A 7785-nucleotide genomic window follows, 5' to 3' on the forward strand; every position below is an offset into this window, starting at 1 on the left:
GTCGGCGCGGGGGCGGGGGACGGCGCGGTCGGCCTCCGGTCGAAGACGGGGACCGTCTGACCCGATGACGAGTCCCGACACCCCACGGCACAGAGGGCGAGCACCACGAGGGCCCGAGACCACCGCCATCCAGCCATATGCGCCCCCTCTTGGCCCCTCCCGAGGGACCTTCACTGAGCGTCAACGGTAGGACGTGTCTTCTGGCTGTGCAGCCAGGACATTCCACCAGCGGACGTTTCCTCCTCGGGCGCTGCTCGCCCGGCCGCCGGAGGACCCGCCGGCCAATGTCTCGCATCGTCGCGGCTTGGGGGCGCGCTCGCTCTGGCTCAGCTGGGACTCGCCCCCCATTTCCCCGAGGGGTTCGAATCCCGTCGGGGACGACCTGGGAAGCCTCGCAGTCTCAAGGGGTTGCTGGGCTTTTCTTTTGCCTTCCGTCCATCATGTGCCCCCAGTGTGCCCCTCCGGCGTCTCTACGCTGGTGCGGCGTAGGGTTGGGGCGCTGGCCAGAGAGAGCTGCAGCACCGCGCTCTCTCTGGCCTCCGGCGCGAGGTGGGCGTACCGCATGGTCATCTCGATGGTCGCGTGCCCCATAAGCTCCTGGATGACCTTGAGTGAAACGCCCCTCATGGCGAGGTGGCTGCCGTAGGTGTGGCGCAGGTCGTGCCAGGTGATGCACCCCTGCTCGCGCGTGATGCCCGCGCGGCTCAGTGCCCCCTCTAGCCGATGCTCCGTCATCCCAGCGGTGAGCGGCTGGCCGTCCTCCCGGCAGAACACGTAAGGGCCGCGCAGGTGGCGGTGTCCCTTGAGCGAATCCACCGCTGAGCCCGGCAGGTCCACCGTTCTTTCCCGTCCACCCTTCGGCAGCCCAGTCACCCCCTGCCAGATGGTGCGCCGGACCTTAAGCTTGCCGCGCTGCAAGTCCAAGTCGCCCCACTGGAGCCCGATCAACTCCCCATGCCGCAGCCCCGTCTTGAGTGCCAACAGGATCAACGTTCGCCACTCCGGCACGGCGGCGTTGATCAGGCGCTCAGCCTCCTCGAAGGTGAGGAAGTCGAAGGCAGATTTCTCCGTCCTGAAGAGCTTCACGCGCGGGACGTGGGCGATGACGCCCTGTTCCTGTGCCAGTGCCAGCAGCTTGTGCAGCACGGCGAGCGCGTTGTTGATAGACTTGAGGCTCAGGAGATTCACCCCCGAGCCCTTGCGCCTGCGGAGGGCCGCCCGCGTGGGGGCTTACTTTAAGACCGAGCCGCCGAATCGCGCGCGAGCGATTGTCGCTTCGACGCGCCACCCGGACGGGGTGACGACCGTCTCCGGTGGCGGGCCACGCAGATCGTGCACGCGGCAGCCAACCTGAGAATGTCGCGGAGCAGGCCACGGTGTCACTCATGGATTCCCTCTGCATCTAGTGCCAATTACGGCTAATGTCGCTCTTGGGCGATGAGGCGGCCAAACTCGCCCACGACAGCCCCGTGCCGACGGAGCGTGAGCACCAGATCCGCGTTATGGGCACCAAACCCGAGGCCTTCAGCTATGACGAATGGCTAGAGCTGTCAGGCTTCCGACCAGACCTGAACCACGAGGGGTACCCGTTGCCGCCTCCTGGGCAGACAACGCGTCGGCAGTCATCCGAAGCATTGGGAAGCATTGACTCTGTGGGGAAGTCGGACGAGACCCAGGAAGCCCAATTTGCCTCGGGCGCTGATTGGAATCGTAGTAGCTGAGTATCGCATCGGCGCAAAGAAAGTTAGTCTGTAGGAGCGGACCGATTGGGAGGGGCCTGTGTCAGAACGCGATGCACAGCCGAAAGCGTGGCGCTTTCAAAATGAGTTTATGACTACGGCAAGGAGTCTAGTCTCTCGGCTGTTTCGCCGACTCGGCGTTGAGCGTCCCCCGTTGCTTGGGTTGATCGCAGTCGGGTGGTGGGAGGGTAAGGACTTCAAGAATCCGCCAATACTTGATCTTGACGTCAACATGCACTGGAGCCCCGATCTATTGACCATCCGAAATTCCGCCCGAGAAAGAGAGACCAATCTCCCATCGAATGCTGGAATGCGACTATTCCTTCTGCGCGAGTCACCATCCACAATGAGCCTTCACGATGTGGTGGAGGAGATGGCTCGCGCGCACGACCTGGAGGCAGGAACATATTCATTGGCTTCAGAAGGTGCCCGCGTAAGTTCGTATGATGTCGTGTTCCTCCTGGAGTTCACAGAGATTGCTGCCGCAAGTCGTGACGGCGTGATGATGCTAGGTCCTAAAGGCGAAACAGTGGTTGGGCTTATCAAAGCTGCCTCGCACGTCCTGCTCGATCGACTCGCTAGTGAAGCGCGCAAGGAAGATGCAGGCTTTCGACTTGGGATTAAGAATGGAGAGATAGAGCAAATCCTAATGGCTGCCGGTGAAACTCTGATTGACGACCTTCAATTTTATACGCGGAACGATCTGGGTTGGAATAGACGCCTATTTGACAGTCTCAATGTAATATCTTCATTAAGATACGAATCGGCGGAGGCAAGGGCGACAGTGGTAGTGGGGGTTGATGAGCCCGTCGGTGGATTCTTGATGAAATTCAGAAATCCGGTCCCTCTGTCTAACTCTGTCTGGGCTCGAAAAACTGTCCAAATGGCGGCGGGAGATTGCTGTGTCTATTCCGACGGGGCGTCGATGCTTGGGATGGTGCGTAGAGTGGAACATAGGCGGGACGAGTTTTGGATCCGCCTGAAAGGACAAGGAAAGTGGGAAGCTGGAACCGGAGCGCTGCCTGTTGTTGATGTGCGATTTGGGCTTCCCAGTCGTCCGATTCGGCGACTTGAGAAGAAGCGGTTTGAAGCGACCTTCTCTCGGGTTTTTACGAATCCGACTCGAAACGGCATTGATCAGATCTGGGCTCTGCTGGAAGGGGTGTTTGCGCAAGGTCATGGCGCATTGATTGTAGTAGATGAAGCAGCGTCATCCGAGGCTGGCCGCCTTGCCTCTCAGGCAACTCCCATTGAACCGGTCGCACTATCGGCTGACGTGGCAGCGAGAGCCACGGCGATTGATGGCGCCATTCTTCTAGACCCAGACGGCGTCTGTCATGGGGTTGGTGTTATTCTTGATGGCGAGTCATACCTCTTGGGTACCGCCTCACGAGGAGCGCGATTCAATTCCGCATTGCGCTATGTCCAAGCCCGAAAGGGTATTGGTCGGCTTGCTGTTGTAGTCTCAGAGGATGGACAGGTCGATTTGATTCCGAGGCTTCGTCCACAGATCAACCTTGACGAACTAACGAGATTGGTTTTCCTGGCATCGGAGCCTCCCCTTGATGATGTGGAGACGCCGGAGTATCGCCGGGCATGTGAAGTTCTGGTGCGCTACCATGGCGAATATCTCGGATTTTTGCTGAGCGAGCTTCGTAAGGATCTCGACGAGGAAGGAAGGGGCAAAGCTATTGTGAGAATGTTCTCGGCATCCAGCGTTGTGGACGAGCCGGGATTTGGGAGTGAGACTTTCGACCCTCATCGCTCGGATTTTCCGCATGCTTCTTCGGAAGATGTGGGTCCAGCGGATGGCGGTGACAACACGTGATTAATCGATCATGCAGAAGGATGAGGAAGTAGCCGGCCAAAACAAATGGTGCTCAAGGAGGGTGAGGCAGCGGACGAGAAGCGCGAGAAATGATGCTCACCCTCGTCGATGAGGCGCTGGAGAGCGGCGTGCGCCTAGAGCTCGTGAGTGAGCGGCTTGGAGTAGCCCCGCTCACCATCCAGTGTTGGAGCGAAACCATGCTCAGTCATCCCAAGAGTACAGGCGCACCTGGATCCCTAGGTGCTGTGAGAGGCATTCCGCAATCTCTAGGTAGATAGCCTCATAGTAGGCTCTCTCTTGGCGCGGCGGCCACTCACCATGAACCTCAATGTGGACGCGCCCGTCGTATGGCCCCGTCGCAAGCCCTTCCTTCAACATGTACTGCACGAGTTCGTTTGTGATGTCATACGTAACTGCTGCTGCGCTTCCGCAGCCTCCAATATCTTGAGGATGTGCGCAAATGTGGCCCTTGGCCGCTTGCGCCCCTGCTTGCGCAGCTGCCTTCAGTGCGGACTTGACCCGCTTTGCCTGCTCCGGAGTCGCATCCTTCAGCAAGATGGGGCGAACTAAGTCGGCTTCCTCCAATCCTTCAATGGTTTGGGCATCTAGGTTCTGCCCACTTTCGACAGCATTGATAACGTCTTCGAGAACAATGATGCTAGAATTGCCGATGACACTCTTTTCGAAATGCGTGTCGTAGTTGTTCGAGCCTGCCAAGTACAGCCCGGTCAGTAGCTTCTGCACCTCGGCGGCTTCCTGGTTGTTCCACACAATAATGCACACGCGGGAGAAGCACGCGCCCTCCGCCTTTCCTCTGAAAAGTGGAAGGCCAGGTGTTCGGCCAAAAGTGCCATCGCCCGCCTCGCACCAGATATACTCTCGTTCGGAATCGGTCACCTTCCAGCGCCACTCCCGCTCATGGCTCCAGTCGATCCAGCGAGCCCCAGAAGGGCTGTACGCCACGTACCGGTACTGTTCCGCCTGCGGTAGGATTGTTGGAGACAGGATGCGCCGTATCCAAGTGTTCACTTCGTAAGTGACCTTGTTCGTGCTTAGCCCGTAGATCGCTGGCCTGCCACCTGCTTCGTAGAACTCTCGTTTGAGGAATGCGATGCCGTACGCCGAGACCCTGCCCGTGGCTGCGGCCTGCTTCACGTAGGATGCGAAGGCATAAAGGGGCATTTCGGTGACGCAGACAGCGGGCTCGCCCCCATAAATCGTCGTTCTATTGTTGCGAAAGGAGTGCCCTGGGATCAGGCCGCCCAATCGAATGATGGTACACAGAACCTGAAAGGCGCTTGCGTCGAACTCAAGTTCTCCCCCCGCGAAGTATCTAGCCTCGTCTTCAGATTGGCCCGGGAAATCTTGCTCTGGGTTTCGGTCCCGGACGAAGTGAATCAGCCAGTCGGTGTGGTCGTGTCGCATATCGGTTCGGTTTTTGGTCAGACCATCGTACGGCAGTCAATGAGCAGCGGCATTGCACTGCGGTCAGTGCTCGCATCGAATAGGCTACCCGGTACTGGAAGCCAGTGCGCACCTCGTTGACGTCGCCCCAGTAGAAGAGTTGCGGGCATGCCACCGCCACCAGCCCCAGCACCACCAACCCGGCGCGCATGGAGCGGGCAAACTGGCGCTCCGCCTGGATGAACGCGGGACCGAAGGAGGGGCATTGGCTCTCTGGGCGGAACAACCGCAGGGCCCTCCCTATTTAAGCTTTCGGGCGTCTCTCCGGGACTCGTGGAGACCGGAAAAGAGGTGCCTGAAGGTGTCTATGACCATGCCGCAGCAGTCGAGCAGTTCAGCCGAGTCCGCGCAGCAACTCGCGGCTCGTTGGAGAGAGAGTTCCTCTGCCTCCACTGCACACATCGCGCCGTGCCCGGCACCCGCGAGCCTCGCCCTCGGTAGCGCGTAGGTTGGGCGTTTGCCCTTCCGGCAGAGGGTTGGGGCGCATGTGTCCTCAGTGTGCCCCTCCAGCGGGGATGAGAACGGGACAAGACGGGGGAAGACGGGATAGGGCGGCACAACGAACCGACGTGAGATCAAGGCGATAGCGGGTAACAGCACGTCCTGCTTAGGGTTTTCTATCGCACTGCCCACGGGTTCGAATTCCGTCGGGGACACACAAGCCGAAGCCGGAAGGTCAGTCTCGCAGGTCGAGCACCCACGCACCGCTGACGTCAACCAGCTCCACCCGAGCCAGCTCACCGGTGTCGACGTTGTATGCCTGGAACAACTGGCCGGTGCGTACGAGGAGCGTGCCCCCATCACTGCTGATGTCGAGCACATCGCTGATGGCCGCGATCTTGATTTCACGAACCTCGTCGCGGTCGAGCGAGTACTCGTACAGACGGGTGTTGCCGAAGTAGGTGCTGCCCTCGATGAAGTACAGCGTGCGCCGGCTCGGGCTCAGCCCCTCGAACTCACCCGTGCTGCACCAGATGTCATGGGTCCGCCAGACGCGCTCCTCTCCGGTGCGCAGGTCGAAGCGACGGTAGGTCCCGGGCCTCAACTCGTCGCACCGCTGTCCTCATCGAAATGGCCCTCACGGTAGTAGAGCAACGTGTCCCCAAGCAGGAGCGGGACCAGCATGCCCTTGCGCGGCATGTTCTTCAGGGCGGGGCCCACCTTCCACGACTTCGTGCCCGTGGGGTCCATCGTGGCGATGCGCACGCCCCCGCGCTCGTGTCGCAGCACCGTTCGAGCTTCGCCCCTGACCGGGAAAACGCCCGCAGAGTCCGACAGGTGACGCTCCAGCTCCAGGATGACCGCCGGCAGAACACGTAGGTGAGAGTCCCCCACTTCCATGGGTGACGCTCACTGCCGGCGTGGCGCATCCGCGAAGCGGTCCGGTGAGCGCCATCGCAGCGAAAATGTTCTTCGCGCGCGTGTCGATTTCATGCACCGTCAGTCGTCGCCCGGATGCAGGACCCCTTTTTTCAACCCACCTTTCGACACGGGGCGTCATGAACAAGCAGATCACCTTCAACCTGCCGGTCAAGGACCTGAACAAATCCAAGGCCTTCTTTTCCGCTCTCGGCTTCAGCTTCAACCCGCAGTTCAGCAACGAGAGCGCGGCGTTCATGGTCATCGTGGATGGCAGCATTCATGCCGTGCTGTCGACTGAAGCGTTCTTCAAGAGCCTCATCGGCAAGCCCGTCGTGCAGGCGAAGGAGGCCAACGAGGTCGTCATCTGCCTGAACTGCGAGAGCCGGGAAGAAGTGGACCGACTGATCGCCAAGGCCGTCGCCGCCGGCGGCCGGACTCCGCATCCGCCCGAGGACCACGGCTTCATGTATGACCAGGGCTTCGAGGACCTCGACGGCCACCTGTGGAACCTGGTCTGGATGGCGCCGCAGACCTGAGGGGGTCAGGCCCGACGGGAACGCCCGAGCCGCCAGCAGAGCGTCATCAGCATGGCGGCGATGGCGGCCTTCACCAGCGCGCCCGGGACGAAGGGCAGGAAGCCCTTCTGCAGGGCCGTGGCGACCTCGAGCCGGGCGACGAAGGCGAGCCAGGGCACGCCGATGGCGAAGATGACCAGCTGGCCGGCGACGAAGAGTGGCAGGGCCTTCCACGCGGACCGGTCCAGACCGCGGCGCGCCGCCAGCCCCACCAGGAAGGCCGCCGGGATGAAGCCCACCAGGAAGCCACCGGTCGCTCCGAGGACATGCTCGAAGCCACTGGCGCCCCGCGAGTAGAACGGCAGTCCCACCGCCCCCATCAGCACATAGGCCACCTGCCCCAGCATGCCGCGCATGGGGCCGAGCGCCGCGGCGGTGAGCATGACCGCGAGCGTCTGGCCGGTGATGGGCACCGGAGAGCCAGGCACCGCGATGGAGAGCTGCGAGAGGAGCGCGGTGAACAGGGCCGCGCCGAGCACGAGCAGCACGTCATGCACCCGCGTACGGGCGACCCGGTCGGCCAGGACGGCGGGCCGTGGCTGGACGACGGATGCAGCGACCAAGGTGGACCTCCGGAGGAGCCGGGCAGCACGAAGAACCGGGACGCCGCCGCGTTACCCGCCCGCGCTCCGGGACGCAACCCTCACCGTGAGTGCATGTAGGCCAATGGCGGACGCCGGAGCCTGCGACATTGACGGTCTCCCTCCGTCATATGATTGAAGCCCCCCCGTAATGTCCGGACCGCCGCGCACCCTGGAGAGACAGCCGTGACGACGAAGCCGCCGCCCAAGCCCTCCCCGGCGGGCTCCTCCTTTTC

At 61.5% G+C, this 7785-nt stretch carries 7 protein-coding genes; 2 read left to right on the forward strand and 5 right to left on the reverse strand.

Going from position 1 to position 7785, the window contains the following annotated elements; all coding sequences use genetic code 11:
- Window positions 1–438: 438 nt before the first annotated feature.
- Window positions 439–1188, reverse strand: coding sequence for a tyrosine-type recombinase/integrase (locus tag HG543_RS49405; protein WP_371876554.1), 750 nt, complete (start codon window positions 1186–1188; stop codon window positions 439–441).
- Window positions 1189–2085: 897 nt separating this feature from the next.
- Between HG543_RS49405 and HG543_RS49410 the strand changes: the two genes are divergently transcribed.
- Window positions 2086–3567 carry a diadenylate cyclase gene (locus tag HG543_RS49410; RefSeq protein ID WP_169351946.1) on the forward strand — a complete coding sequence of 494 codons (1482 nt, stop codon included), beginning with the start codon at window positions 2086–2088 and terminating at the stop codon, window positions 3565–3567.
- Window positions 3568–3768: 201 nt separating this feature from the next.
- Here HG543_RS49410 and HG543_RS49415 read toward each other — a convergent pair whose 3' ends face one another.
- The 3 genes from HG543_RS49415 to HG543_RS49425 all read right to left on the reverse strand — a co-directional run bounded on the left by HG543_RS49415 (window position 3769) and on the right by HG543_RS49425 (window position 6261).
- Window positions 3769–4992 carry a hypothetical protein gene (locus tag HG543_RS49415; RefSeq protein ID WP_169351947.1) on the reverse strand — a complete coding sequence of 408 codons (1224 nt, stop codon included), beginning with the start codon at window positions 4990–4992 and terminating at the stop codon, window positions 3769–3771.
- A 715-nt stretch (window positions 4993–5707) separates the two neighbouring features.
- A complete protein-coding gene (locus tag HG543_RS49420) occupies window positions 5708–6076 on the reverse strand; it encodes a hypothetical protein (RefSeq protein ID WP_169351948.1) in 369 nt (122 codons plus the stop codon).
- A complete protein-coding gene (locus HG543_RS49425; protein WP_169351949.1) occupies window positions 6073–6261 on the reverse strand; it encodes a hypothetical protein in 189 nt (62 codons plus the stop codon). Before HG543_RS49425 ends, HG543_RS49420 begins: the two co-directional genes overlap by 4 nt.
- 269 nt (window positions 6262–6530) lie before the next feature.
- Between HG543_RS49425 and HG543_RS49430 the strand changes: the two genes are divergently transcribed.
- Entirely contained in the window at window positions 6531–6929 is a 399-nt protein-coding gene (locus HG543_RS49430) for a VOC family protein (protein WP_169351950.1), read from the forward strand.
- A 5-nt stretch (window positions 6930–6934) separates the two neighbouring features.
- On the opposite strand, the gene HG543_RS49435 is transcribed toward HG543_RS49430, so the two are convergent.
- A complete protein-coding gene (locus HG543_RS49435; protein ID WP_211194713.1) occupies window positions 6935–7531 on the reverse strand; it encodes a biotin transporter BioY in 597 nt (198 codons plus the stop codon).
- Between the last annotated feature and the right edge of the window lie 254 nt (window positions 7532–7785).

The organism is Pyxidicoccus fallax (genome assembly GCF_012933655.1).
Classification (GTDB): domain Bacteria; phylum Myxococcota; class Myxococcia; order Myxococcales; family Myxococcaceae; genus Myxococcus; species Myxococcus fallax.